Source organism: Luteibacter sp., assembly GCF_009912395.1.
Taxonomy (GTDB): Bacteria; Pseudomonadota; Gammaproteobacteria; order Xanthomonadales; family Rhodanobacteraceae; genus Luteibacter.
This window is the reverse complement of sequence record NZ_WNDO01000004.1, coordinates 79,144-104,517: the sequence shown is the minus strand read 5'-3', so window position 1 is coordinate 104,517 and position 25,374 is coordinate 79,144. Positions and strand designations below refer to the sequence as shown.

20 protein-coding genes are annotated in these 25,374 nt (G+C 64.7%); 8 read left to right on the top strand and 12 right to left on the bottom strand.

Going from position 1 to position 25,374, the window contains the following annotated elements; translation table 11 throughout:
* The first annotated feature begins 44 nt into the window (after positions 1–44).
* Positions 45–1,343 (top strand): thioredoxin family protein, encoded by a 1,299-nt coding sequence (locus GAK28_RS05930; protein WP_291776154.1) that lies wholly within the window; start codon positions 45–47, stop codon positions 1,341–1,343.
* Between the two features lie 103 nt (positions 1,344–1,446).
* Here the strand turns inward: GAK28_RS05930 and GAK28_RS05925 are convergent, their stop codons facing one another.
* Positions 1,447–1,755 (bottom strand): DUF3247 family protein, encoded by a 309-nt coding sequence (locus GAK28_RS05925; protein WP_291776153.1) that lies wholly within the window; start codon positions 1,753–1,755, stop codon positions 1,447–1,449.
* 107 nt (positions 1,756–1,862) lie between these two features.
* Between GAK28_RS05925 and GAK28_RS05920 the strand changes: the two genes are divergently transcribed.
* Together GAK28_RS05920 and GAK28_RS05915 are read left to right on the top strand one after the other, a co-directional pair.
* Positions 1,863–2,546: a glutathione S-transferase gene (locus GAK28_RS05920; RefSeq protein ID WP_291776152.1), complete on the top strand. Its 684-nt coding sequence runs from the start codon at positions 1,863–1,865 to the stop codon at positions 2,544–2,546.
* 98 nt (positions 2,547–2,644) lie between these two features.
* Positions 2,645–2,974 (top strand): hypothetical protein, encoded by a 330-nt coding sequence (locus GAK28_RS05915; RefSeq protein ID WP_291776151.1) that lies wholly within the window; start codon positions 2,645–2,647, stop codon positions 2,972–2,974.
* A gap of 73 nt (positions 2,975–3,047) precedes the next feature.
* Here GAK28_RS05915 and GAK28_RS05910 read toward each other — a convergent pair whose 3' ends face one another.
* The 3 genes from GAK28_RS05910 to GAK28_RS05900 form a co-directional block, all read right to left on the bottom strand.
* Entirely contained in the window at positions 3,048–3,395 is a 348-nt protein-coding gene (locus GAK28_RS05910; RefSeq protein ID WP_291776150.1) for a DUF4377 domain-containing protein, read from the bottom strand.
* A gap of 220 nt (positions 3,396–3,615) precedes the next feature.
* The gene (gene aceE / locus GAK28_RS05905; protein WP_291776149.1) at positions 3,616–6,309 is read right to left on the bottom strand and encodes a pyruvate dehydrogenase (acetyl-transferring), homodimeric type; all 2,694 of its coding nucleotides are present in this window, start codon (positions 6,307–6,309) and stop codon (positions 3,616–3,618) included.
* 234 nt (positions 6,310–6,543) lie between these two features.
* Positions 6,544–8,835, bottom strand: coding sequence for an NADP-dependent malic enzyme (locus GAK28_RS05900; protein ID WP_291776147.1), 2,292 nt, complete (start codon positions 8,833–8,835; stop codon positions 6,544–6,546).
* A 226-nt stretch (positions 8,836–9,061) separates the two neighbouring features.
* Here GAK28_RS05900 and GAK28_RS05895 point away from each other — a divergent pair, with 226 nt between their 5' ends.
* Positions 9,062–10,879: a reprolysin-like metallopeptidase gene (locus tag GAK28_RS05895; protein WP_291776145.1), complete on the top strand. Its 1,818-nt coding sequence runs from the start codon at positions 9,062–9,064 to the stop codon at positions 10,877–10,879.
* Entirely contained in the window at positions 10,821–12,968 is a 2,148-nt protein-coding gene (locus GAK28_RS05890; RefSeq protein ID WP_291776143.1) for a reprolysin-like metallopeptidase, read from the top strand. The genes GAK28_RS05895 and GAK28_RS05890 overlap by 59 nt, the downstream gene beginning before the upstream one ends.
* 16 nt (positions 12,969–12,984) lie before the next feature.
* Here the strand turns inward: GAK28_RS05890 and GAK28_RS05885 are convergent, their stop codons facing one another.
* Both GAK28_RS05885 and GAK28_RS05880 read right to left on the bottom strand, forming a co-directional pair.
* Entirely contained in the window at positions 12,985–14,265 is a 1,281-nt protein-coding gene (locus GAK28_RS05885) for a flavohemoglobin expression-modulating QEGLA motif protein (RefSeq protein WP_291776142.1), read from the bottom strand.
* 74 nt (positions 14,266–14,339) lie between these two features.
* The gene (locus tag GAK28_RS05880; protein WP_291776140.1) at positions 14,340–15,086 is read right to left on the bottom strand and encodes an FAD-binding oxidoreductase; all 747 of its coding nucleotides are present in this window, start codon (positions 15,084–15,086) and stop codon (positions 14,340–14,342) included.
* A gap of 82 nt (positions 15,087–15,168) precedes the next feature.
* On the opposite strand from GAK28_RS05880, the gene GAK28_RS05875 reads away from it, so the two are divergent.
* From GAK28_RS05875 to GAK28_RS05865, 3 genes are read left to right on the top strand one after another with little or no spacing between them, the layout of a single operon-like run.
* A complete protein-coding gene (locus tag GAK28_RS05875) occupies positions 15,169–16,101 on the top strand; it encodes an ABC transporter ATP-binding protein (protein ID WP_291776138.1) in 933 nt (310 codons plus the stop codon).
* Complete coding sequence (locus GAK28_RS05870) at positions 16,098–16,868, top strand: ABC transporter permease (RefSeq protein WP_291776137.1); 771 nt, start codon at positions 16,098–16,100, stop codon at positions 16,866–16,868. Before GAK28_RS05875 ends, GAK28_RS05870 begins: the two co-directional genes overlap by 4 nt.
* A 4-nt stretch (positions 16,869–16,872) precedes the next feature.
* A complete protein-coding gene (locus GAK28_RS05865; protein WP_291776135.1) occupies positions 16,873–17,592 on the top strand; it encodes a pseudouridine synthase in 720 nt (239 codons plus the stop codon).
* 75 nt (positions 17,593–17,667) lie between these two features.
* On the opposite strand, the gene GAK28_RS05860 is transcribed toward GAK28_RS05865, so the two are convergent.
* The 6 genes from GAK28_RS05860 to hrpB all read right to left on the bottom strand — a co-directional run bounded on the left by GAK28_RS05860 (position 17,668) and on the right by hrpB (position 25,341).
* Positions 17,668–18,471: a deaminase domain-containing protein gene (locus tag GAK28_RS05860; protein ID WP_291776133.1), complete on the bottom strand. Its 804-nt coding sequence runs from the start codon at positions 18,469–18,471 to the stop codon at positions 17,668–17,670.
* Between the two features lie 13 nt (positions 18,472–18,484).
* Positions 18,485–19,492, bottom strand: a complete 1,008-nt coding sequence (locus tag GAK28_RS05855) for a hypothetical protein (protein WP_291776131.1) — start codon at positions 19,490–19,492, stop codon at positions 18,485–18,487.
* Between the two features lie 247 nt (positions 19,493–19,739).
* Positions 19,740–20,429 carry a hypothetical protein gene (locus GAK28_RS05850; protein WP_291776130.1) on the bottom strand — a complete coding sequence of 230 codons (690 nt, stop codon included), beginning with the start codon at positions 20,427–20,429 and terminating at the stop codon, positions 19,740–19,742.
* A 280-nt stretch (positions 20,430–20,709) separates the two neighbouring features.
* Positions 20,710–21,507 (bottom strand): hypothetical protein, encoded by a 798-nt coding sequence (locus GAK28_RS05845; protein ID WP_291776128.1) that lies wholly within the window; start codon positions 21,505–21,507, stop codon positions 20,710–20,712.
* Complete coding sequence (locus GAK28_RS05840) at positions 21,504–22,679, bottom strand: hypothetical protein (protein ID WP_291776126.1); 1,176 nt, start codon at positions 22,677–22,679, stop codon at positions 21,504–21,506. Before GAK28_RS05840 ends, GAK28_RS05845 begins: the two co-directional genes overlap by 4 nt.
* A gap of 151 nt (positions 22,680–22,830) precedes the next feature.
* Positions 22,831–25,341 carry an ATP-dependent helicase HrpB gene (gene hrpB, locus GAK28_RS05835; protein WP_291776124.1) on the bottom strand — a complete coding sequence of 837 codons (2,511 nt, stop codon included), beginning with the start codon at positions 25,339–25,341 and terminating at the stop codon, positions 22,831–22,833.
* Positions 25,342–25,374: the final 33 nt, after the last annotated feature.

Genomic DNA, 25,374 nt, shown 5'->3' with positions numbered 1-25,374 from the left:
GGTATAGGCTCGGACGTCTATACCGCCAAAAGGGGATGTAAGCCATGAAGCGCCTGCTCGTCGCCACCCTTGTCGCCCTCGCCGCGCCAGCCTTCGCCGCGCACGAGGGTCCGTCCAGCATCGATGCCGCCCTGGCCCAGGCCAAGCGCGAACACAAGCCGGTGCTGATCGACTTCCAGGCGGTGTGGTGTTACTCCTGCTATTACATGGCAAGCCATGTGCTCAACGGCAAGGAGTGGAACGACCTCGAAAGCAAGGTCGTCTTCTACGAAGCGGACGCCGACAAGCCGGCCGACCAGGCCTGGATGAAGAAGCTCAAGGTGCACTTCCTGCCCACCTATGTCGCCATCGGGCCGGATGGCGAGGAACTGGGCCGCATCCTCGCTGAGCGTCCGCGCGAGAAGTTCTATCCGGAGGTCGCCACCCTGCTCTCCGGCGACGCGCGCCTGTCCAAGCAGAAGGCCGATGCCGCCAAGGGCTCGCTGGCCGCCGTGGCCGATGTGCTCGACACCTACCAGCAGCGCTATCAGGGCACCGATGGCATGGCCTGGTTCGACACCCTGCCGCCGATGGTGCGCAACGTCTCCGACAAGGACAAGCGCGTGGCCCTCGCCAAGCAGCGCCTCCTTCTGCTCCAGGCGCAGGACAAGAAAGACGACGCCGGCATCATCGATGCGTCCACCAAGGTACTCGCCGCCGACATCGGCTGCGAACGCCCTTATGTGCTCGACGCGCTCATCGGCGCCACGGAATCGCGTCACCCCGATTCCCGCAAGAGCGCGCTCGCACCGCAGAAGGCGCTTTACGACCAATACCTCGCCACCCAGGTGTTCACGGCGTCGCCGGCTTGCGCCGACCAGCGCAGCGCCGTGCTCACGGCAGCCGACCTGGACGCGGCATTGGGCGATCATGATGCCGAGCAGGCCGTGCTGCGCAAGGGCATCGACCTCAGCCGCGACAAGCTGCATGGCGACCTGAAGAGCGATCGCAACCTCGCCGACAACCTGCGCGTATACCTCGTACGCGCAAAGGCCACCGACGAGCTCGACACGCTGGAGAAGCAGCTGATCGCCGCCTATCCCGACGACTACGTCTACAACTATCGCTATGGCCGTCGTCTCGTAGAAAGCGGCAAGGCCGCCGAGGGCCTGCCTTATCTCGATGCGGCGGCGAAGAAGGCCTATGGTGCAAACTCGATCAGCGTCGCCGCCTATCGCGTGAAGGCGCTCAAAGCGCTCAATCGCGATGCCGAGGCGAAGAAGCTCGTCGCGCAGACCGTGGCCACGCAGGGCAAGGCGTTCCCCGAGCAGACGAAGAAATTACAGGCGTCGCTCAACTCGTGATGCCCATGGCCGGCTGTCGCCGATCGCGGACACGGTCCGCTCCCACCCCTCCGGTAGCGGGCTCGCTATCGGAGGGGTGGGAGCGGCTTTAGCGGCGATACCGTCAGGTCTGTGAGGTGCCGTAAACCACCGAGTCCAAGTGTTCGACACGCACGATGGTGTCCAGCTTCACCGTGGCACTCCATGCCGGCCGATCGTTGTCGATCAGCTTCACCACGCCATTGAGGCCCTCCACGCCTTTATCGTCGACGAAATCCTGCACAGTGGGCATGACGGCGACGATGCCCTCGACACGGCCTCCGTCTCGCAGGTGAAGCACCACCTTCGCGTTGTCGGGAAGATCCTTCACCAGGGCATCCAGGCGTTGGATGGACACGGGATCGGTATGGACGGTGTCGGCTTCGCGGCTCATGGTCTTGCCCTCGTTGCGACTGGCCTTCCACCCTACTCCGGCACCGTCGATGGCATGTGGACAGAGGGCGCTGTTACGCTGGCCTCTCCTACACATGCGGTATCGCCATGATCGTCGTCCATCACCTCAATAATTCGCGCTCGCAGCGCGTCCTCTGGCTGCTCGAGGAACTGGGCGTGCCTTACGAGATCGTGCGCTACCAGCGCGACCCGAAGACCTTGCTGGCCCCGAAGGAAATGCGCGCCATTCACCCGCTGGGCAAGTCGCCCATCGTGGTCGATGGCGATGTCACCGTGGCGGAATCCGGCGCGGTCGTCGAATACCTGGTGTCCCGCTACGGCCAGGGCCGCCTGAAGCCCGCCGAGGGCACCCCTGACGCGCTGCGCTTCAGCTATTTTCTCCACTATGCCGAAGGCTCGGCGATGCCGCCGCTGCTGCTGAAGCTGGTCTTCATTCGCATGGAGTCGGCGCCGGTGCCCTTCTTCGCCAAGCCCGTGGCGCGCATGCTGGCCCGTGGCGCGCAGCAGTCCTTCATCGACCCGCAGCTGAAACTGCACCTGGATTACCTCGAAAACGAAATCGGCAAGACGGGCTGGTTCGCCGGGAACGCATTCAGCGCGGCGGATATCCAGATGAGTTTTCCGCTCGAAGCCGCCGCCAGCCGTGGGGCACTGGATGCCTCGCGCCCCGGTCTCCAGGGCTTCCTGGAACGTATCCACGCACGACCGGCCTATCAGGCAGCCCTTGAGCGCGGCGGCGACTACGACCTGGCGCCCAGGCCCACTCGCTGAATCCCTGTTCAATCCGCCACTTGCCTGTTTACACCGCGCTCACGGCCGGCATCGCACAGTCGATGCCCAACCGTAACGCCTTGCATAGGGAGCGCCCCATGAGCAGAAACCGTGAATTCGCCCGTCAGGTCGAAAGTGCCGTCAACGGCGTATCGGGCCGGGTCCGTCACTACGCCGATGAAGCGACGGACGCGGGTCACGACCTGCTCGACCGTACCCGTCGCGTCACCGGCAAGTTCGCCCGTCGCAACAACGGCAACGCGCAGCGCCTTCGCTACATGGCGGAGGATTTCGCGGACGAGGCCACCTACCAGTACCGTCGCCTGCGCAAGCAGGTTCGCCGCAACCCGGGGCTTACCCTCGGTATCGCCGCCGCCGCGATCGGCAGCTTCCTGCTGATTCGCCATGTGCTTCGCGACGACGACTAAGTCGACGACACAGTGTCCGTGTAACGAAAAGGCCGGGGGTGATCCCGGCCTTTTTCATGCCTATGGCGATGACTTAGGGCGTCGGCGGTTTGTCCACCGCGTGCTGCTCCACGACCTTGTCGACGCGCCAGCGAACGGCGGATGCGTCGGCCGGCGGATGTTTCACTTCGATCTCCGTGATCTTGAGCAGATACTCATGCCCCGCTTCCCACTGGAAGTTGTCGACCGGCGCATAGTTGAGCTGCCACGGCTGGTTGGGCTGCTCGCGATACTGCAGGCATTCGGTCTTCATGACACCCGTGGAACACGGGGCTTTCTGCGCCGCGACGTAGATCAGGCGTGTGCGTGAGCCGTGTTCGCCGGAAGTGGTCGCGCAGGCGGCGAGGGACAGGGTGGCGGCGGCGATGAGGGCGAGACGCATGACGGGATTCCTGGACGATTGCGCTGATACATAGCACACCCCAGGTGACGCCCCCGCCAATAGGTAGGAGCGCGCTTGCGCGCGATGGGGGTTACCGCGAGCCCCATCGCGCGCAAGCGCGCTCCTGACATTGAGGTGCCGGGGTCATAACGCAGCCGTCCGCCATGAATAAAAAAGGCCGGGGTTTCCCCCGGCCTTTTCAACCTTGCCAAGCGACGGATCAGACCGTCATCGGGTTCGGCTTGTCCATGTCGAGCTTGTATTCCTTGATCGCACGGCTGACGTCCTTCGCGTTGACCTTGCCGTCCTTCGCGAGGGCGGCCAGGGCGGCGTGGGCGATCCAGTAACGGTCGACCTCGAAGTGCGAACGCAGGTTGGCGCGGGTGTCGCTGCGACCGTAGCCGTCGGTGCCGAGCACGGTGTAGCGCATGCCGTCCGGCATGAACGCGCGGACCTGGTCGGCCAGTTCGCGGACATAGTCGGTGGCGGCGATGGCCGGACCCTGGCGATCGGCGAGCAGGCCCGTGATGTACGGCACGCGCTGCGGCGATTCCGGATGCAGACGGTTCCAACGCTCGGCGTCGAAGCCTTCGCGACGCACTTCGGAGAAGCTCGGCACGGACCAGATGTCGGCGGTGACGCCGAAGTCCTTCTCGAGCAGCTCGGCGGCGGCAATCACTTCGCGCAGGATCGTACCGGCGCCCATGAGCTGCACGCGCGGCTCGTTCTTCTTCGGCTTGCCGGCGTCCTTGAACAGGTACATGCCCTTGACGATGCCTTCCTCGCTGCCCTTCGGCAGGTCGGGGTGGGCATAGTTCTCGTTCATGACCGTGATGTAGTAGTAGACGTCTTCCTGGTCCTGCATCATGCGGCGGGTGCCATCCTGGAGGATGACGGCCAGCTCGTAGGAGAAGGTCGGGTCGTACGACACCACATTCGGGATCGCGCCGGAGAGCAGGTGCGAGTGGCCGTCTTCGTGCTGCAGGCCTTCGCCGTTGAGCGTGGTGCGGCCCGAAGTACCACCGATGAGGAAGCCACGCGCGCGCATGTCGCCGGCAGCCCAGCAGAGGTCGCCGATGCGCTGGAAGCCGAACATCGAGTAGTAGATGAAGAACGGCAGCATCGGCGTGTTGCTGATGCTGTAGCTCGTCGCGGCGGCCAGCCAGGCGCTCATGCCGCCGGCTTCGCTGATGCCTTCCTGCAGCACCTGGCCCTTCTGGTCTTCACGGTAGTAAAGCAGCTGGTCGGCGTCCTGCGGACGGTACTTCTGGCCGAACGGCGCGTAGATGCCGATCTGGCGGAACATGCCTTCCATGCCGAAGGTGCGGGCCTCGTCGGCCACGATCGGCACGATGCGGGGACCCAGCTCCTTGTCGCGCAGCATGAGGTTCATGCCACGGACCAGCGCCATGGTGGTGGAGATTTCGCGGTCTCCGGTGCCCTTGGTGATCTGCTCGAAGGCTTCGAGCGACGGAGCCTGGAACGACTGGTCGGACTTGCGACGACGCTGCGGCAGCGAACCGCCGAGCGCGCGACGACGCTCCAGCATGTACTGCACTTCCTCCGAGTCCTTGCCCGGGTGGTAGTAAGGCACGTCGTCGAGCTTGTCGTCGGGCACCGGGATGTTGAAGCGATCGCGGAAGGCGCGGATCGCATCGGTGTCCATCTTCTTCTGGTTGTGCGCCGGGTTCTGCGATTCACCGGCGGCGCCCATGCCGTAGCCCTTCACCGTCTTGGCGAGGATCACGGTCGGCATGCCCGTGGTGTTCACGGCCGCGTGGTAGGCCGCGTAGACCTTGTGCGGGTCGTGGCCGCCACGGTTGAGGCGCCAGATGTCGTCGTCGGACATGTTGGCGACCAGCGCGGCGGTCTCCGGGTACTTGCCGAAGAACTTCTCGCGCGTATAGGCGCCACCGAAGGCCTTGCAGGCCTGGTACTCGCCATCGACGGTTTCCATCATCAGCTGGCGCAGCTTGCCCGAGGTGTCGCGGGCGAGGAGCGGATCCCAGTAGCTGCCCCAGGCGACCTTGATGGCGTTCCAGCCGGCGCCACGGAAGACGCCTTCCAGTTCCTGGATGATCTTGCCGTTGCCACGCACCGGGCCGTCGAGGCGCTGGAGGTTGCAGTTGATGACGAAGATCAGGTTGTCGAGGCCTTCGCGGCCGGCCAGGGAGATCGCACCCAGCGATTCCGGCTCGTCCGACTCGCCGTCGCCCATGAAGCACCAGATCTTGCGATCGGTCTTCGGCATCAGGCCACGGTGCTCGAGGTACTTCCAGAACTGGGCCTGGTAGATCGCCTGGATCGGGCCGAGGCCCATCGAGACGGTCGGCACCTGCCAGTAGTCCGGCATCAGCCAGGGATGCGGGTACGAGGACAGGCCACGGCCCTTGCCGGCCACTTCCATGCGGAAGAGGTCGAGCTGGTCTTCGGTGATGCGGCCTTCCAGGAACGAACGGGCGTACACGCCCGGCGCCGAATGGCCCTGGTGGAACACCAGGTCGCCCGGGTGCTCGGCGCTGGGGGCGCGCCAGAAGTGGTTGAAGCCCACGTCGTACAGGGTGGCCGACGAGGCGAAGCTGGAAATGTGGCCACCGAGGTCGCCGGGCTTGCGGTTGGCGCGCACGACGGTGGCCAGCGCGTTCCAGCGGATCAGCGAGCGGATGCGCCATTCGATGGCGGCATCGCCGGGGCTGCGCGCTTCCATGTGCGGCGGGATGGTGTTGACGTACTCCGTGGTCGGCGCGAACGGCAGGTAGCCGCCGGCGCGACGGGTGGAGTCGACCATGCGCTCAAGCAGGTAATGTGCGCGCTCGGTACCGTCGTGATTGATGACGGCGTTGAGCGACTCGACCCATTCACGGGTTTCGGTGGGGTCGAGGTCCTGGTTGAGGATATCGTCGATCTGGTCCATGGATGCTCCGCTCGCGCATGACGCGCGCTCATGGTGACTGGAGGAGCCCGCTTGGGGTGGCGGGAAACCTGCCGATGATACTCCAAGCTTTCGGCATACGCGGCCGTACGGCCGGTTTGTATCGATTTAACTGTAGGAGCGCGCTTGCGCGCGATGGGGCTGGCGGCAGCCGTTCAAGCCTGCCGTCACCTCCGGTCGCGCGCAAGCGCGCTCCTACAAGAAAAGCCTTTGGTTTTAGGACCTTGGCTTTGTTGCGGCGCGGATCTGGGCCTCGACGCAGGCGACCGAGGTCATGTTCACCACCCGGCGGACCGTGGCCTGCGGGGTGAGGATGTGCGCCGGCTTGGCGACGCCCATGAGGATCGGGCCGATGACCACGCCGTCGCACAACACGCGGATCATGTTGTAGGCCGTGTTGGCGGCGTCGAGGTTCGGGAAGACGAAGACGTTGGCCTTACCTTCCAGCCGCGAGTTCGGGAAGATCCGTTCGCGCAGCTCGGGGGTGAGGGCCACGTCGGCCTGCATCTCGCCCTCGACTTCCAGCTTGGGTACCTTCTGGCGGATGAGCTTCAGCGCTTCGCGCATCTTCCGCGAGCTGGGCGTCTCACGGCCGCCGAAATTGGAGTTCGACAGCAGCGCGATCTTCGGCTGGACGCCGAACAGCTTCAGGCGGATGGAGGCCTGCAGGGTGGCCTCGGCGATCTGCTCGGCCGTGGGGTCGTCCTGCACGTAGGTGTCGAGGAAGAAGAAGGTGCCCTTCTCCGTGGACACCGCCGCCATGGCCGAGGCCTCGGCCACGCCGTCATCCAGGCCGATGATGTCGCGGATGTATTCCAGCTTGCTGTGGTAGGTGCCCACCAGGCCGCAGATCATCGCGTCGGCTTCGCCGCGCTGGACCATGAGAGCCGCGATTACCGAGGGACGCGAGCGGACCACGGCCTTCGCGGAAGCCGGCGTGACGCCACGGCGTTCCATGATGGAGTGGTACAGGCGCCAGTAGTCTTCGAAGCGCGGATCGGAGTGGATGTTGCACAGCTCGAAGTCCACGCCCGCCTTCAGGCGCAGGCCCGCACGGGCGATACGCTTCTCGATGACGTCGGGGCGGCCGACCAGGATCGGACGGGCCAGGCCTTCGTCCACCACGGTCTGCACGGCGCGCAACACGGTGTCTTCCTCGCCCTCGGCGTAGACCACGCGCTTGGGGTCGGCCTTGGCACGGTCGAACACCGGCTTCATCAGCAGGCCGGTGCGGAACACGAAGCCGGTGAGCTGTTCGATGTAGGCCGGGAAATCTTCGATGGGGCGAGCGGCCACGCCGGAATCCATCGCCGCCTGGGCGATCGCCGGGGGCAACTGGATGACCAGGCGGGGGTCGAACGGCTGCGGAATCAGGTACTCAGGGCCGAAGCTCGGCGGCTTGCCGCCGTAGGCGCGGGCGCTGACGTCCGACGACTCGCGGCGGGCCAGCTCGGCGATGGCCTTCACGCAGGCCACCTTCATGGCCTCGTTGATCACCGAGGCGCCGACATCGAGTGCGCCGCGGAACAGGTACGGGAAGCACAGGGCGTTGTTGACCTGGTTCGGGTAGTCCGACCGGCCCGTCGCCATGATGCAGTCCGGACGCACGGCCTTGGCGTCTTCGGGCAGGATTTCCGGGTTGGGATTGGCCAGCGCGAAGATGATGGGACGGTCGGCCATCGTGGCGACCATCTCCGGCTTGAGGATGCCACCAGCGGACAGGCCCAGGAAGATGTCGGCGCCTTCCACGATCTCGGCAAGCGTGCGCTTGTCGGTGTCGCGGGCGTAGCGCTGCTTGTCCGGGTCGAGGTCGGTGCGGCCGGTGTGCAGCACGCCGTCACGGTCGAAGGCGAGGATGTTTTCCTTCTTCATGCCCAGGGTCACGAGCATGTCCACGCAGGAGATGCCTGCGGCACCCATACCGGTGGTGGCGAGCTTGACGTCTTCGATTTTCTTGCCGGTGACCAACAACGCGTTGATGACCGCCGCGCCGACGATGATCGCCGTGCCGTGCTGGTCGTCGTGGAAGACGGAGATCTTCATCCGCTCGCGCAGCTTGCGCTCCACCACGAAGCATTCCGGCGCCTTGATGTCTTCGAGGTTGATGCCGCCGAAGGTGGGTTCGAGGCTAGCGATGATGTCGACCAGCTTGTCCGGATCGGTCTCGTTGATCTCGATGTCGAACACGTCGATGCCGGCGAACTTCTGGAACAGCACGCCCTTGCCTTCCATCACGGGCTTGCTGGCAAGCGCGCCGATGTTGCCCAGGCCGAGCACGGCGGTGCCGTTGGAGATCACGGCGACGAGGTTGGAGCGCGCGGTGAGTTCGGCGGCGGTCTGCGGGTCGGCGACGATGGCATCGCACGCGGCGGCGACGCCCGGCGAATAGGCCAGCGACAGGTCGCGCTGGGTGAGCAGCGACGTGGTCGGCGTGACCTTGATCTTGCCCGGGCGGGGAAGACGGTGGTACTCGAGGGCGGCTTGCCTCAGTTCCTCGGAAATGGCCATGGGATCCTGCGGGATGTAATGGGAAAAGGAAAAGTGGGGTTGCGGCCCGTCGCCGCGCGATATAGGCATCCATGTTAGCACCGCGCCCGGCGGTCTCCTCCGGTCGGGTGTGATGCATTGCGACACGCTGTGATAGGCAAAACCCACGTAGCCCCGCAGGCGCCCCGGACGGTGCGCCGCCATGCGCGTGCGTACGCTCGGAAGCCCTCCCGGAACGAGGTTTCCCATGCCCCTGCTCGCCCTTGCCCTCTCCACCGCGCTGACCGCCGCCATCGACCCCGCCGGCGTGCGCGACACCCTGGCCGACCTGCCCGTCGACGGATCCCGCGGGGTCGATATCGACCTTCCCATCGGCGATGGCACGCACTCGCGTTTCCACATGGTCGATTCGCGCACACTGCCTGCCGCCCTGCTTCGTCGCCATCCCGGGCTGCGCAGCTTTCGCGGGCACGACGACAGCGGGCGCACCGCGCGCCTGGACCACTCGCGAAACGCCCTTCACCTGAGCGTGCGCAACGGCGTGGACGAATGGACGATGCACCAGGACGACGGCCACGCCGCGCTCGACACCGCCGTCGAGCGTCTCGCCGTACCGTTGGCCCATGTCGACGACGCCAAGCCGGCTCCGCGCCGGCGGCGCGACGCAGGCTCCGGTAACGTGCGCTACGACTTCCGTCTCGCAGTGGCTGCCACCAGCCGTTATACGGCGATGTTCGGCGGTACCGTCGAGGGAGGGCTCATCGCCGTATCGCACGCCGTGAACCGGGCCAACGAAGTCTTCGAGACCGACCTGGGCGTGCACTTCACCCTCGCGGCGCACAACGATCGCCTGCTCCTCACCGACGCGAAGCGCGATCCCTTCGAAACCCACGAACCCGGTCCCGCCGCCGCGCGTTTCATCGATCGCAAGCTCGGCGCGGGCGCCTATGACATGGGGCACGCGCTGACTGACATCTACGGCGGCGAAAGCGAGATCGGCACCTCGTGCAACGACGACATGTCCGCCGACTTCCACGCTGGCCACAAGGCGGCGGCATGGAGCGGCCACGCGCATCCGGACAACGAGCCCTACGCACAGGGCTTCATGATCTACGTGCTCGGCCAGCAACTGGGCGCCTGGGCCACGCCCAATGGCTGCACACGCTTCACCCTCGACGACCGCGCGGTGGAACCCGGCGGTGGCAGCACCGCCATGAGCTACGCGGCGGGCCGCTGCGGCGGCGACGCGCAATGGCTGCAACCACGCACCGATCCATACTTCCACGCCATCAACATCGCCCAGGTGCGTAGCTGGCTGGCATCGCGCGGAGGCCGCTGCGCACGCAAACGCCTGGGCAAGGCGAGCGCGCCGTGGGTCGATCCCACATCGTTGGGCGAAGAAACCGTCATCCCGGCGCGCACGCCGTTCCTGCTCGATGCCCGCGTACAGCCATCGGAACCGAGCCGGCACCTCACCTACACATGGGAACAGATGGATGCCGGCCCGGAGCAGAAGCGCGAACTCAAGGACGACGGACGCGGCCCGCTGTTCCGTTCGATGCCACCGTCAACGTCATCGGAACGGATCTTTCCGCGTCTCGACGCCGTACTCGGACACGAATCGCCTGGTCCGGGTGAAACGTTGCCGACCACCGATCGATGGCTGACGTTTCGCCTGACCGTGCGCGACAACGGTGGCGACGACGCAACCACGACGCATGCCGATACGCGATTGCGCGTGGTCGACACCGGCCGACCGTTCGCCGTGACCTCGCCATCGGCTGGCACACGCGCCACCGCCGGCTTACAGGTCGCCTTGCGCTGGGATGTGGCGGGCACCACCGAAGCGCCCATCTCCTGCCATTTCCTCGACGTGGATCTGTCGACGGATGGCGGCGTGACCTGGTCGCGACAACTGGCCACCGACGAACCCAACGACGGAGAGGCATTGATACCGATCCCGTCCGACGTTCCCACGACGGACAAGGCACGCATCCGCATTCGTTGTGACTGGCGCCCTTTCCTGGCAGTGTCGCCCGCCGATTTCAGCATTAGCCTTCTGTAAGGCAAGCATGACGTCAGGCTACGGCGTGCGCCCAATACAGGAAAGGCTCGGCGCATGGCTCAATAGACCGAGCCTACGAATGGATTCGTCGATGCGTCGTTTACTCCCCTTCCGCCCTGCGCTTGCCGCCCTGATCCTCGCCTCCCTCGCCCCTGCGATCCGGGCAGGTGAGCTATGGACTGACGACCGCACTACACAGGCGCCCGCCTCCGGCAGGCCCTCGGTTTATCGAAGTGTCCTGCTCGATCCACGGGAATGGGCGCGGCAGAGACCTGGACGCAGGCAGCGTCGACAGACCGACGAAATCGCACAGATCGTGCTACCGCTTCCGGAAGGAGGCAGCAGCCGATTCCGCCTGCGCGACTCGGAGGTGATTCCCCCGTCGCTCGCCACTCGATTTCCTGCGTTGCGCAGCCTGGTCGGCCATGACGACGCCGGCCGCGTCGCGCGCGTCGATATCGGCCCGAACGGCGCGCTTCACGCGGCGGTTCGCACGCCTTCGGGGGAATGGGCGCTTCGGCCCCTATCGATGCCGGCCGGCGGCGACGAAGCCACGGTGTACATCGTCTACCACCTGGCTGATCGCCCGGCCTCCACCGATCGTGATGCACCCGGCGACAGGGACGACATTCACACCAGCCTGAGCCGTGACCCCATCGAACCGCCCGTACCGGAGACGCAGGCTCCCCGGCGCCGCTATGTTCTCCGACTTGCGGCGTCCGCGGACCGCTCTTTCGTCGATGCGCATGGCGGCACGACCGAAGCTGCCTTGAGCGCCATCGCGCGTACGGTGAACCGCGTCAACGCCGTCTATGAAACGGAGCTGGGCATACGATTGGAATTGGTCGACCCTACGGACCAACTGATCGCCAGCGGCGTATCCGACCCGTTCGCAACGCTGACCGACTTGGGCGCTCTGGTCGACAGAAACGCCACATTCATCCCGAGCGTCATGCCGCTCACCGAATTCGACCTAGGCCACCTGTTCCATGCCCACACCGGGCCGAGGGTCACTGGCCTCGCTTCCGTCGCCACGGCGTGCAGCGATGAGGTCTATACCGTCCGCGGCCGTACCGGATCATGGAAGGCGAGCGCCGCCAGTGCGTGGACACCGAATGACGACGAGGGCAACTTTGCCTATGTGCTGGCTCACGAGATCGGTCACCAACTCGGTGCATTGCATACGTTCAACGCGCTTCATCGGTCACGCACCGGAACCTCCGCCGTCGAACCCGCCGCCGGCTCGACGATCATGAGCTACGCCCGCTCCGTCGAACCACGACTACAGGTGTTCCCCGATCCTTATCTCCACGCCAGGACCATCGAGGAGATCCAAACCTATCTGGATACCCATGGCACTCAATGCCCCTTATCCGACGCGTCATTGACACCCGCGCCCAGGCTGGCCTTGCGAACGGCGGCCACCCTGTTCATTCCCGCGGGCACGCCGTTCCGTCTGGGCGCCCACCTCGTCGATCCACCCACCGAAGCCAGGCCTACCTACACGTTCGATCAAATCGACACGGGGGTGGCCCAGGACACGCCGATACTGATCGACAGGGGCAATGGTCCGCTGTTCCGCTCCCGGGCTCCCTCGTCTTCGGGCTGGCAGAGTTTTCCGTCCATGGACGTCCTGCTGGGCAGGGAGGCATTGGGCCTTGGCGACACGCTTTCCATCATGGAAAGGGCGCTGCATTTTCGCGCCATCGGCCGCGACAACCTGGATACCGGTCCGCACATCGCCAGCGCGGACATACAGGTGAACGTGGTGGATACCGGCAAGGCCTTCGAAGTACTGCTACCGATCGAGGGCGCGCGGCTCAAACGGGGCACCACCCGCAAGGTCCGATGGCGGGTCGCCGGCACGACGCGGCCTCCTATCCTGTGCGACAAGGTGGACATCCACCTGTCGATCGACGATGGGCAAACCTTCGGCGAACATCCCGTCGCCCAAAGCGTTCCCAACAGCGGCATGCACATGCTGGCCATCCCGCCCGACCTCGCACCCACCGAAACGGCGCGCTTGATGGTGTCGTGCCCCGCGCAATCGTTCTTCGCCATGTCATCCGGCCATTTCAGCATCCGCTGAAGCCTGGAGACGCTTTTCAGAGGCCGAGCGAGATCTCGTCGGCCTCGACGCGGGCCATGTGGATGTGGTTCACGAACAGCGAGAATGCCAGCTTGCCCGCCAGGCCATGCACGTGCTGCATCCACGGTGGCAGATAGCGCGGCGGCGCGATGTCGCCGTTGACGAAATGCGCCTCGAGGCTCATCACGTCGTGCAAGGCCAGCTTGCCGGCAAAGAGGTTGCGCAGCAGGTCGAGGCGACGCTGGCGCAACGCCCAGCGGAAGAACGTGTGCACCGCCAGCAGACCCGATAGGTAGACGTTGTCCTTCGCGAACGCGGAGCCGCCGGTGAGCGGTACGCCACGGAATACGCGCTGGGCGGAGTGGAAGCTGTCCGGCACGCTCTGCCCGCATTCGCGGAAGTAACGGAACACTTCCACGAAATCCGCGCCGTTCAGCGCCATGTCGATCGCGAGGATGCGCAGGCTGATGCGCTTGAGGCGGGAGATGTCGATAGCGCCGGACATCAGCTCCGCGAATACGGCCAGGCCTTCCTGCGTGGCGGTCACGCGCGGCGAGGTGCGTGCGAGGGAAGCAAGCACCGGCTGCTCGCGACCGTTAAGGGCCGTGAGCGAGTGAACGAAAGCTTCGTGGGCGAGCAACTGGTGGCGGTCGTACTCGGTGAAGCGCGCACCACCGCGCAGGCGGATACGGGTGGCGCCCGCCGCGGCCTTCGCGGTCAGCTCGGCATCGACCTCGACCGAGATCGTGCCCGGCGCGAAGAAGGCGTCCAGCTCCTTCGCCATGTCGCGCTGCAGGGTCTCCGCCGGGATATTGCCGGTGGCGTCCTCGGTCTCCAGGTCGGCACCCAGTTCGTCCGCCAGGTCGACAAAGTAACGCGCGGCATCGAGGTTGCTGCGGCTGCTGCCGGGGATCGCGTCGCCCGGGCGGCCGTAGAGCAGGATCGAGGCGTCGGTGACCCCGTCGGTGCCGGCGGCGTCGAGCATGTGGGTCGCGATGCGCCAGGACTCGGCGGTGCGGCGCAGGTACTCGGCGATCGGATGGTCTTCCCCGGCCTCCGTCTCGATCGCTTCCAGCTCGGCCCGGGTTTCGCCCAGCTCGGGTCGGTGGTAGCGGATCTCCGGGATGGAAAGGCGACCCTGACCGAATTCGGCGATCAGGCGTTCTTCCACCGAGGCCGGCCACGACACCGTGGGCAGGATGCGGATGTTGCGGACGGCCGCCAGCAGGCGCTGGTCCAGGACCGCGAAGCGGCGCATGTCGGCGGGAAGGGAGGCGGGTTCGACCTTGGCGTGCATGGGCCGGAGTATAAGCCCAGCCGCCCGGCCAGCCTTGCACCGGAGGAGCGCGCTTGCGCGCGATCCGGCGTGCCCTAGCGCGAGCTGATGTATTTCTCGCGGCGGATGTGCTGCATGGCCAGGCCGTGCTCCTTCAGGGCGGCAAAGGCGGCATCGACCATGTTCGGGTTGCCGCAAAGGTAGGCAATGTCCTCGTCGGCCTTGGGCTCCAGCTCGGCCAGCATGTCCTGGGCGTAGCCCAGGCGGTCGTGCGGACGCGGGTTGGGACGGGCGCCCCGGCTGAAGCAGGGGTGGAAGGTGAACCCCTCGTGCTTGCGGGCGAAGGCGTCGAACTCCTCCCCATAAAGCAGCTCACCCTCGTTGCGGGCGCCGTACAGCAAGGTGAAACGGCAGCCCCGACTGGTCATCAAGGCCTCGATCTGGGGCAGCATGGCCCGGTACGGGGTGACGCCCGTGCCCGTGGCGATGAGGATGTAGCGCCTGTTCTGGTCGCCGTCCATCAGGCAGAACCGTCCGTAGGGGCCACTGGCGTCGATGGTCTGGCCGTGCTCCAGGCCGCCCAGCAGCTTGGTGGCCGCACCGCCCTCGACGTAGCTCACGGCGATCTCGATCCGCTGGACCGGGCCGCTGCCGTCACCGACCGTGCCCACCGAGTAGCTGCGCTTGGTCGGCTTGCCGTCGTCGTAGTTGAAGTGGACTTGAAGAAACTGCCCCGGCACGAAGGCCAGGGGCTGGCCGTCCACCCGCTCGAAGGCCAGGTGCCGCACCGTCGGGGCGAGCATGAAGCTGTCGGCGAGGCGCAGCTGGAATTGTTCGGCCATGGAAAGTCTCTCTTGACGTCCGGGAACAGGGGACCCCGGCAAAGCCCGGTATAATAGGCGGCTTGGCATCCCGGCGCAGCCCATGACCACTCCCGCACTTCACGTCAAAGACCTCCGCAAGACCTACGGCAACGGCGTCGAGGCCCTCAAGGGCATCTCGCTCACCGTGCAGCCGGGCGATTTCTTCGCCCTGCTCGGCCCGAACGGCGCAGGCAAGTCCACCCTGATCGGCATCCTCTCCTCGCTCGTGAACGCCAGCTCCGGCGACGCCGAGATATTCGGCGTGTCGATCCACAAGCGTCGTAGCGACGCGATGCGCCTGATCGGCCTCGTCCCGCAGGAAATCAACTTCAACCAGTTCGAGAAGCCCTTCGACATCTGTGTGAACCAGGCGGGCTTCTACGGCATCGGCCGTGCGGAAGCCTCCGTGCGCGCGGAGAAGTACCTGAAGGAACTACGCCTGTGGGACAAGGCGCACCACCAGGCCCGCATGCTCTCCGGCGGCATGAAGCGCCGCCTCATGATCGCCCGCGCGATGATGAATGAGCCGAAGCTGCTGATCCTTGACGAGCCCACCGCGGGCGTCGACATCGAGATCCGGCGCTCCATGTGGCAGTTCGTCAGCGGTATCAACGCCGCTGGCACCACCGTCATCCTCACCACGCATTATCTCGAGGAAGCCGAACAGCTCTGCCGCAACATCGCCATCATCGACCAGGGCCGCATCGTGCAGAACACCACGATGAAGAGCCTGCTGTCGACGCTGGACGTGGAAACCTTCGTGCTCGACGTCAACGCCATCCCCGGCGAACTGCCCACCCTGCCCGGCGTGACCCTGCGCACACTGGACGATCACACCATCGAAGCCGAGATGTCCCGCGCGCACGACCTCAACTCCCTGTTCGCGGCGCTGTCGGCGCACGGCGTCACCGTCACCTCCATGCGCAACAAGGCCAACCGCCTCGAGGAGCTGTTCGTGAGACTCGTGGAACACGGCCGGGAGAACGTGGCATGAGCGGCAACCATCTCGTCGCCCTGGGTACCATCGTCCGTCGCGAGATCGTGCGCATCATGCGCATCTGGACGCAGACGCTGATCCCGCCCGCCATCACGATGACCCTGTACTTCGTGATCTTCGGCAAGCTGATCGGCAGCCGCATCGGTGAGATGCACGGCTTCACCTACATGCAGTACATCGTGCCGGGCCTCGTCATGATGAGCATCATCACGAACAGCTACGGCAATATCTCCTCGTCGTTCTTCGGCGCGAAGTTCGGCCGCTTCGTCGAGGAAATGCTGGTCTCGCCGATACCCAACTGGGTGATTCTGCTCGGCTATGTCACCGGCGCGGTCACGCGCGGCGTGATCGTCGGTGCCCTGGTGCTGGTCATCGCGCTGTTCTTCACCGACCTGCACGTGGCGCATCCGTTCACCACGTTCTTCTCGGTGCTGCTGGGTGCCACCGTGTTCTCGCTGGCGGGCTTCGTCAACGCGGTGTTCGCCAAGAAGTTCGACGACATCGCCTTGGTGCCTACCTTCGTGCTCACCCCGCTGACCTACCTGGGCGGCGTGTTCTACTCGGTGGATCTGCTCAGCGAGCCGTGGCACAGCATCTCGCTGGTGAACCCCATCCTGTACATGGTCAACGCCTTCCGCTTCGGCGTGCTCGGCGTCAGCGACGTGCCCATCGTCACCGCTTTCGTGGTCATGCTGGTCTTCGTCGTGGGCCTGTCGGCCGTGGCGCTGCACCTGCTGAAGCGCGGCGTCGGCATGCGCTCCTGATCCGATGCGCGTCAACAAGTACATCAGCGAATCCGGGCTCTGCTCCCGCCGCGAGGCGGACGAACTGCTCGTGGCCGGTCGTGTCACCATCAACGACGAAACGGTCGGCATGGGTGCCAAGGCGCTCGACGGCGACGTGGTGAAGGTCGATGGCGACGTCGTCGTCGCTCGCACCATGGCGCCGGAGTCGTCAAAGAATCGGGGGGTCTACATCGCCCTGAACAAGCCCGTCGGCATCACCTGCACCACCGACACCACGGTGGACGGCAATATCGTCGACTTCGTCGATCATGCGCAACGGATCTTCCCCATCGGTCGTCTCGACAAAGACTCCGAGGGCTTGATCCTGCTGACCAGCAACGGCGACATCGTCAACGAGATCCTCCGCGCCGAGAACCACCACGAGAAGGAATACCTCGTGGCGGTGAACAAGGCGGTGACCGACGAGTTCCTGACCGGCATGGCCCGTGGCGTGCGTATCCACGGGCAGATGACCAAGCCCTGCAAGGTGCGGCGGATCGCGAAGTACGGTTTCGCCATCATCCTCACGCAGGGCCTGAACCGGCAGATCCGCCTGATGGCCGCCGCCTTCGGCTACCGCGTCACACAGTTGCGCCGCGTCCGTATCATCAACGTCAAGCTCGGCCATCTGAAGCCGGGGCAGTGGCGCAACCTGACCGAAGTCGAGTTGAAGGGATTGCTGCCGGAGCGTACACGCTGGTAGCGACTCCGGCGCCGGCGATATCTACGCGAGGGCAAGAACGCAGGCATGCGTGACGCACGTCTGCGTTCTTTTCGCTCAAGGGCAGAAGCTGTCCGGCGATGATGAGCGCGATCGATACCACGAGCCCTTGATCTCAGGGCTGCCAAGCGGAGCGAGACCCGTCAATCGTTTCTGATGGAAACGAGCCGAAAGAGCATCTTGCAGCTTTGCGGTGTTATCGGGCACGAAGCGGACTTTCAGGTTGCTGCTCGAAAAGTATTCGTCATGAAACTGCTTCAGCACGGGACTGCATGAAGCACATGGTTCCTTGCTTACCCACATGGTGAGCTTGCCTCCCTGCGGCAGCTTGTTTACTTCGAACTCGTACTCGATGGTGCGAACCAACTTCATTTCAGCATCGAACGCCTGCATCGGGATACTCGCATGGAATTTCGATGTGAAGTCACCGCCAGAATGGGTGGGATTCTTAAAAGAAACCCGGGCTACACGCGTTTCACCGAACGGCTTATGGTCGGGAAGCATACCGTCCGAGTGAGGCACGGCCCCAATCAGATCTTCGCCTGACTTCGCGACATATGTATAGGTTTTTCCGTTCACCTCGTACTCGGCCGATGCGTATGTCGCCCGCCTCCCCTTCGCCATCTGGGTCTTCATGTCTTGCTTGCTGAAAGCGCCCGGGCCACCTTCGGCCGAATCGCGATAGTTCAGTACCTGATCCGTGTGGATTTCAACTGAACGCCTCATGGCATCGATGGCCACCTCGCTCCCCTCACCCTCGGGCAATTCCGCGATATCCAGTTTAGCCCATGCCGGGCCAGCCACGAGCAGTGCGAATGCCGACAGCAATCGCGCAGAGATACGCCGATACGACGATTCCATGTGAAATTTCATATCAGGCTTTGCACATCCGTGTGTTGATCTTCTGATAAATATTCTTTACCGGACGGGGACGAATCATGCCCTTCCCCCACGCGCGAAGGCCGGTACTGAAGTGAATGAAGGAGCCGATACCGGCTGCTTCACTGATGATGGCGATAGGCCTTAGAAGCTTCACCAGACCGGATTCCTTGATGTTGTCCGGATAGCGCTTTATTCCCTCGATTTGATCCGCCAGCTGTTTCTGATACCAGGCGTACGTGTCCTGATCGGTCGCATCTACGAAACACAATGCACGCGAATCGCCTTCCTTGCCCGTACCCGCAAACGATGGGTTGTATCTTCCCGACGGAAGGCAGGGATACCCGCCGAAGTAGCCCGTCTGGTCGTGATAGGCCGCCGCGACGCGTGCCACCCGGAACTGCGCTGGAATGTACTGAACACCAAGCGATGGCGAGGTGCCCGGGCGAAATTCCACCATTTCGCTCTTGAGCAATCGCTGCAAATAATCACCGTCGTAGTCGTCGATGACATCCTTCGTAGCGAGGTGCATGAAGCGTTCCAGCACATCCGAACGAAGGTTGTAGTCATCGTGTTTGTCGACCGGAACACGGTGCAACTTGTCGCGCAAGATCTGTGCACCCACGGCGTAATTCGCCGCGAGGGCGGAGTTGTGATAGCCCGTGTAGTTCACGGCCTGACGGAATATGTCCTCGTCCATCGCCGCCTTGGTGGCTTGGGCTCCGATCAACGGATCGTAATGATCGTAGGCGGGATCCACGACGATGTCGACCTGGGGCCGCGCCTTCGTCAGGCCCATGCGACGTGCATAGACCTCGATACCCACGTCGGCATCCAGACCGGAACGCGCAAGCGCATCGTGCCAGCTCTCGTCGAGATCCTCCGAAGCGATGACCCGCAGATCGCTGTATGCCGAGGACGGGTCGACGAGAAGGAAGGATCGGGCATGTTCGTCATTGAAGCGATCCGTCTCGTCGCCTTCCTTCTCGACGATGCTTTGCATGAGGCGTTCGGGAAAATCCGCTAAAGGAGCTTCGCCGGCGTGGACACCGGGGGGGGCCCAGGTAGACGGCCAGGGCGAGCGCCAAGCCGTGTAAGCGTAATCGCATGAAGAACCATCCATGTTCGGTTACAGGTAGGGAACGAAGGACACGTCCTGGTGCCCGGTCTTATGAGACCACATCCCTACACCTACACTCGATAGGAATACTGCCGACCTTCTCGTAGGCGAAATCCCCGGAACCGCTTCCTCAAGGTAGGCATCCTGCGATCAGGACGCGGACGCTCGTCAGCGAACTGGCCTGCTTCCTCCAGTGTCGCAATCGTGTGCCACCTCGGCGGCGATGGGTGGAGAGCTGACGAAACGGAGAGTCTCCAGGGGTTTCCCTCTTCATCCATTGATGGATCGTTGTCCTCACACCGTAGCCGTCTTCGAAGGACGAAGCCACGCGACGACACGATGCACAGGCCGGCTGGCTCACCCATATGTTCAACCGCCCTCCCCTGAGTAGTTTGCCGGAGACGATGTCTTTCTCGATCGAACGAAAACCCTTGATCTCGGCATCCATGACGTGGCCGACCTCAGGAGGTGCCAGGCGACTCCCCGCCGCGGCGGTGATCATCGCTCGGCGATCCATCACGGAAACGGGATAGTAGGAAGTCATGTCCGGCACGGACAGACCGAGGATATGATTTGCCTCCTGCCCTGAGATCGCGTGGTACACCACCGTGCGCGGTCGCCCTCGCTGCACATAGGTGTATTCGAATCGCGCCACCGTCGCCGTGGACCAACGATGGGCCAGGCGGTCCAGGTCCGCCGAGGTCAAACCGTCGGTGTCCATCGCGCCGATCATGCGACCGGCGGATTCCAGGTGGTAATCGTAGGCACCACGAAGCATGCCCACCGTGACTCCCTCGATATCGTCGACGATATCGACCATGTCCACGGCCCCAGCCCCAGGAGCCTGGAAAAAAGCTAGTGCCATGAACACAACGCGGACGCCACGCCTGAGACGCGCATTCCTCCCCCCATCGCCATCACGCACGGCGACTGTCCTTTTCCTTACACATCATGAGGCGTTCCTTGCCTGTCTTTGCGTCGCCCGAAAACGTCGGGCCCGCGGGCCGCGGATCATAGGTCACCCCACCCACGATGGACAGTCCACAGGATGCCCCCCTGACCGGAACGACGGCTTGGCGTCGTTCCGGCCAACCGATGCATCACTGAACGAAAATGCTACCGCATGCGCCACCCGACGGCGGCGTTGGATGGTTCGATCTGCTGGGCCGCTGCACCAAGACCAGCACGGTATTCATGAAGCCGTTGATCAAGCGGCGGAATCGACGGTAAGCGGGACTAAGATTGCCTTCCAGGTAGTTCACTTGGATGTCCGCGCCATAGATGCGCTCGAATTCGTGCATCACATGCTCGCAGGAGTCGCACATGGGCTGGCTGACGAAGGCCTGGAGCCGGCCACCCCGCGTGACCACGCCCGAGCGGATATCGCGCTCGATGGTCCGCACGGCTTTCAGTTCCGCATCGCGACGATGCTGATCCGGAATGGCATCGGTCTCGATTTCGGTCCAGCGGATCGCGCTCTGGTCGTTAGCTCCGATGTATGCGTGGATGCGCGTGCTGTCCTGGGCGATGAAGTTCGCCATGGGCGTGTGCCCGGAGGGAAGGCCCGTCGGCGGATCGTCGCGACCCGACATCGCGTAGTAGATGCGGGTATTCCGCACGCCGTCTTTCGTATAGGTGTATTCGAAGGCTCCGTATGTCGCGGACACCATCGCATGACTGAACTGACTGAAGGTCTTTTGCGATACCAGGTTCCCTTCCAGCTGATTCAGGTACCACGTGGCGGCCGCTTCCGCATGGAAGCGAAAGGCGTCGATCAACGCTCCTGTGACGATGTTCCGGTCGTCTTCCGCAAACCCGGTGGCCCGCCAGCTCTCGGCCGAAGCGGGTGCGGCGAGAAGCAGGCCGACGAGCATCATCCCGACATGACGTGTCTTCATGCGCCGATCTCCTTGGCACACAGGAACACGGCGCGACGCATGGTATAGCGTTCCGCCTTGGCTTCCGAGGCGTCGTCCGTCGCCAGCTGGTCGGCGACCAGGGACTCCACCACTTCCAGATTGACGGAATGGGCCTGCAATTCATTACCGAACACCCCCAGCCACAAAGGACGAACCGGTCGCACCAGGCGAGTCATGCGCATCGCAGGCGCGACGACGAAATTGGTGTGCTCCGGATTCGTCTGGGCGTCGAACGTGGTGAGGTACCAGGCAAGCACCGAGCGATCGGTCGCATCCACCAGGCACATCGATTTCGTGGTGTCGGTAGGCAGGGTGGCAGCTACCGAGCGGTCATGCCGACCGCCCTGGGTGCAGGGATCGTGCGCATACCCCTGCATGTCACGGTAAGCGGCCGCCACGCGCGCGACCCGCAGGGCGGTGGGAAGCTCGCGGCGACCGTACATATTCATCTCGCCGGCATGCCAGGTGGAGAGTTCGGCCTGCAACATCCGCATCAGGTAGATGAGATCGTAATCGCGCAATTCACCCAGCGCATTCGCCGCCATGAATCGCTGCACGATGTCATCGCGCAAGCCGAGACTCGGCCATTCGGACGCTTCGTAGCAAGCGAGCTTGTCGACCAGGATCTGCACCGCCACGGCGTAGTTCGCCGCGACAGCATAAGCACCCTGCCCCGCCAGCCCGATCGCCTTGCGGGCGATGGCTTCGGTCACCCCGGCCTTGGCCAGTTGGGTACCCGCCCAGCGGGCGCCGAGATCCGGTGCAAGATGGGCGGAATCCACCGCCCCCGGATATCCGTTGGTCATGCCCAGGTCCCAGGCAAGCGCCTGGGTGGCCGTGGAACGGCTGAACGGGTAGCCGTCGGAAAGCAGGTCCACGAAGGTGTGTGTCCACAGCACGCCCCGGAATGAGAACGGAACGCTTCGCACCGGCGTGTAGATGTCCGCCGGCGAAAGCACAATGTCGTTCGTGAGCCTCGCGTCGGCGATCAGTGGGTCGCGATCGGCATCGACCGCAAGACGATGCTTGATCCAGGCCGATATCAGGTCGCCGGGCGGTGGCCCGACGCGGGGTGCGGCAAGCGTCGACCCGGCAGAGACGAACGCGAATGCGACGAACGCGCTATGCGCGACAAATCCATGTAATCGCATGGAACCTCCTTTTTTGTGCGATGGTCGACGGCAGGGTGCCGGCGACAGGGCATTGGAAAGGAAGATCGGCTTCGAGCGTATCCGCGACGCCGATGCATGCGCGAAGGCACACGCCCGGCGCATGTGGGTGGACGCCCGAAAGCGCGGCGATTCAGGTGCCTCGCGGCTTAGCCCTGTGTGTCGCGGTCGCCGTCCAGGGATCGTCGGGCCAGGGATGCTTGGGATAACGTCCCTTCAGCTCTTTCTTTACCTCGGGATAGGTACGGTTCCAGAAACCGGAGAGATCCTGCGTGACCTGGATGGGGCGTCCTGCCGGTGACAGCAAGTGCAGCATCACGGGAACTCGTCCATCACCCACGCGAGGGGTGTCCGCAAGGCCGAACAGCTCTTGCAGCTTCACCGCCAGCACGGGAGGCGCACCGGGCTCGTCGTCGCGCGCGCCGTATTCCAGGCGGCGACTCATACCGCTGGGAACGGTGAGCTCCTCGGGTGCATGCGCATCCAGCGCCCGACGCTGTTCGTAGTCGAGCATCGCCGCCAGCGCTTCGGACAGCTCGGAGGGCTGCAGCGCCTCCAGGCGTCGCTTGCCCGAGAGATAGGGCGACAGCCAGGTATCCAGCGACCGTAGCAGGGCTTCGTCGCCCACATCCGGCAAGCCCAGTTCCGGACGCCAGACCCTCAGCGCGCCAATGCGCGTGCGCAGGCGCGATGCGTTGTCGGTCCAGGGCAACGAGGCGATACCGCGCGAACGGATGGCCGCGATCAACGCCGGCAATGCGTCGTCACCACTCATGGGCACCGGTTTACGCGATATGACCAGCGCGTCGAAACGACGCTCCTCGAAGGCCTCGGCAATACCGCGTTCGTCGTCCCAGCGCAGCACCCGCTGGGTGATGAAGCGATCCGGATGCTCCCGTGCCAGTAAATCCGGATCGAGGGGAGCACCGGCGTGGATCAGGCTGTCACGGGCTTCGAGGCGCAGATCGAGGACCACGATCCAGGGTTCGCCATGCAGGGCGCTGTTCTCGTGCAGGCGCGCACCGCGACCGTTGGCCATCTGGTAACGCGACGGTTGATTGTCGTCACGACGAGCGACACGGTCCGGGAACGCATGGGCCAGCAGATCGCCCACGGCATGCGAATCAGGCACGCCGCTCGCCGCCGTACGCGCTTCCAGACGCCGTCGCCAACCGGCCGAGGCTTTGTCGATCGCCGCGAGGGCGCCCACATCGGCTGACGCGTTGCGCGCACCACGCGCGCCGGCGTCGCGCCAGAGATGGAGCGCGGCCACGCGTTGCCGGAAATCGTCCGTGCGCCCCTGTTCGCCGCGCAACGGCGAGCGGGCCTCCACGAGGGCCAGCAGATCGGCTACGAGCGCGCGTCGCTCCACCGGGGCGCGCAGGGCGGCCGCGGCCAGTCTCGGTGTGGCGCCCAGCGCCAGCATGTCGCGGCCCAGCGACGTGATGGTGCCACCGTCGTCCATGGCACCCAGGCGGCGCAGCAGATCGCGCGCCTGGTTCATCGCGCCGACCGGCGGCGCATCGAGCCAAGGGAGATCATCGCTACCCCACCCCGCCAGGTCCAGGGCGAGACCCGACAGTTCGGCCTGCTCGATCTCCGCAATACGGGATGGCTCCAGCCGCCGGCTCTCCGGCCAGAGACGATACGCCGTGCCTTCCGCCACGCGCCCCGCGCGACCCGCACGCTGGTCGGCCGAAGCCTGCGAGATCATCACGGTTTCCAGTCGGGAAAAGCCCGATGCCGGATCGAAGCGCGGCTCGCGTGCCTGACCCGAGTCCACCACCGCGCGGATACCCGGCAACGTCACGCTGGATTCCGCCACGTTGGTCGCCAGCACGACACGGCGCACGCCTTCGTCGCCTGGCGTCAACGCCAGTTGCTGTTCCGCCATGGACAGTTCGCCATGCAACGCGACGACGTCGACATCGTCGGCCTGATGCTCCAGCAGACTACGGGTGCGCTCGATCTCGCGCCGTCCCGGCAGGAAGACCAGTACATCGCCTGTCGTCTCGCGCAATGCCTGGAGTACGCCGCGCGTGGTCTGCTGCTCGGTGCTCTCCTGGGCCCGTGCGGGTGGATAAGTCATCGTCACCGGATAACTGCGACCGGGGCTGGTCAGCCTCGGCGCACCCAGCCATTGCGCGATGCGTTCACCGTCGAGCGTCGCCGACATCACCACGATACGCAGCTCGGGGCGAAGGTTGGCCTGCACATCCAGCGTCAGCGCCGCCGCCAGGTCGCCGGGAAGGTGACGCTCATGAAATTCATCGAACAGGATCGCACCGATACCCTCCAGAGAAGGGTCGTCCTGGATCATCCGGCCCAGGATGCCTTCGGTCACGACCTCGATCCGCGTACGCGGCCCCACTCGCGATTCGAAGCGGATGCGGTAACCGACCGTCTCGCCAACCCCCTCGCCCAGTTGCGCCGCCATGAAGGAGGCGGCGGCACGCGCGGCGATACGACGAGGCTCCAGCATTACGATCCGCTGCCCCGACAGCCAGGGTGCGTCGAGCAGGGCCAGGGGTACCTGGGTCGTCTTGCCCGCGCCCGGCGGCGCCTCGAGCACGAGCCGCGGATGGTCGTGCAACGAGGTGAGGATGTCGGGTAGCAGCGGGGTAATGGGAAAGACGGCGGTCATAGGACCGCTATGTTACGCAAGGCGGCGCCCGAT

Coding starts and splice junctions, on each gene's coding strand:
- GAK28_RS05840 (WP_291776126.1), bottom strand. CDS start 22,679: ATGCGATTACATGGATTTGTCGCGCATAGCGCGTTCGTCGCATTCGCG.
- GAK28_RS05885 (WP_291776142.1), bottom strand. CDS start 14,265: ATGCACGCCAAGGTCGAACCCGCCTCCCTTCCCGCCGACATGCGCCGC.
- aceE (WP_291776149.1), bottom strand. CDS start 6,309: ATGGACCAGATCGACGATATCCTCAACCAGGACCTCGACCCCACCGAA.
- GAK28_RS05920 (WP_291776152.1), top strand. CDS start 1,863: ATGATCGTCGTCCATCACCTCAATAATTCGCGCTCGCAGCGCGTCCTC.
- GAK28_RS05930 (WP_291776154.1), top strand. CDS start 45: ATGAAGCGCCTGCTCGTCGCCACCCTTGTCGCCCTCGCCGCGCCAGCC.
- GAK28_RS05895 (WP_291776145.1), top strand. CDS start 9,062: ATGCCCCTGCTCGCCCTTGCCCTCTCCACCGCGCTGACCGCCGCCATC.
- GAK28_RS05850 (WP_291776130.1), bottom strand. CDS start 20,429: ATGGTCGATATCGTCGACGATATCGAGGGAGTCACGGTGGGCATGCTT.
- GAK28_RS05855 (WP_291776131.1), bottom strand. CDS start 19,492: ATGCAAAGCATCGTCGAGAAGGAAGGCGACGAGACGGATCGCTTCAAT.
- GAK28_RS05880 (WP_291776140.1), bottom strand. CDS start 15,086: ATGGCCGAACAATTCCAGCTGCGCCTCGCCGACAGCTTCATGCTCGCC.
- GAK28_RS05875 (WP_291776138.1), top strand. CDS start 15,169: ATGACCACTCCCGCACTTCACGTCAAAGACCTCCGCAAGACCTACGGC.
- GAK28_RS05900 (WP_291776147.1), bottom strand. CDS start 8,835: ATGGCCATTTCCGAGGAACTGAGGCAAGCCGCCCTCGAGTACCACCGT.
- GAK28_RS05845 (WP_291776128.1), bottom strand. CDS start 21,507: ATGAAGACACGTCATGTCGGGATGATGCTCGTCGGCCTGCTTCTCGCC.
- GAK28_RS05870 (WP_291776137.1), top strand. CDS start 16,098: ATGAGCGGCAACCATCTCGTCGCCCTGGGTACCATCGTCCGTCGCGAG.
- GAK28_RS05925 (WP_291776153.1), bottom strand. CDS start 1,755: ATGAGCCGCGAAGCCGACACCGTCCATACCGATCCCGTGTCCATCCAA.
- GAK28_RS05860 (WP_291776133.1), bottom strand. CDS start 18,471: ATGGAATCGTCGTATCGGCGTATCTCTGCGCGATTGCTGTCGGCATTC.
- hrpB (WP_291776124.1), bottom strand. CDS start 25,341: ATGACCGCCGTCTTTCCCATTACCCCGCTGCTACCCGACATCCTCACC.
- GAK28_RS05915 (WP_291776151.1), top strand. CDS start 2,645: ATGAGCAGAAACCGTGAATTCGCCCGTCAGGTCGAAAGTGCCGTCAAC.
- GAK28_RS05910 (WP_291776150.1), bottom strand. CDS start 3,395: ATGCGTCTCGCCCTCATCGCCGCCGCCACCCTGTCCCTCGCCGCCTGC.
- GAK28_RS05865 (WP_291776135.1), top strand. CDS start 16,873: ATGCGCGTCAACAAGTACATCAGCGAATCCGGGCTCTGCTCCCGCCGC.